General features: G+C 72.4%; 1 protein-coding gene. It reads right to left on the reverse strand.

Annotated elements, in window-relative coordinates; genetic code table 11:
• Positions 1 to 431 (reverse strand): IS66 family transposase (locus tag ACYVE7_RS35060; protein ID WP_460370985.1); only part of this gene is annotated, 431 nt, incomplete at both ends.

The raw sequence follows: 431 nt of genomic DNA on the forward strand, positions 1-431 counted from the left end.
CCCCGCGCTCGTCGCGTACATAGGTCCACAGCCTGCCCGTCCTGGTGCGACCGGCGCCAGGGGCCAGTACCGGCACCGGCGTGTCGTCGGCATGGAGGGTCGCGCCGCCCATGACGTGGCGCTCGAGCGCGTCGACCAAGGGGCCGAGGAGCGCGGCCGAGCGCCCGACCCAGTCGGCCAGGGTGGAGCGGGCAAGGTCGACGCCCTGGCGCGCATAGATGCCCGACTGGCGGTAGAGCGGCAGATGGTCGGCGTCTTTGGACACCAGCACATGGGCGAGCAGCCCCGCACCGGGTCGGCCGCGCTCGATGGGCATGGACGGCAACGGCGCCTGCACTATGCGCTCGCATGACCGGCAGCTGAGCCGCGGCCGGACGTGGCGCACGACCCGGAACGAGGCGGGCACATAGTCGAGCTGTTCCGTAACGTCC

It is taken from the genome of Actinocorallia lasiicapitis (genome assembly GCF_054778695.1).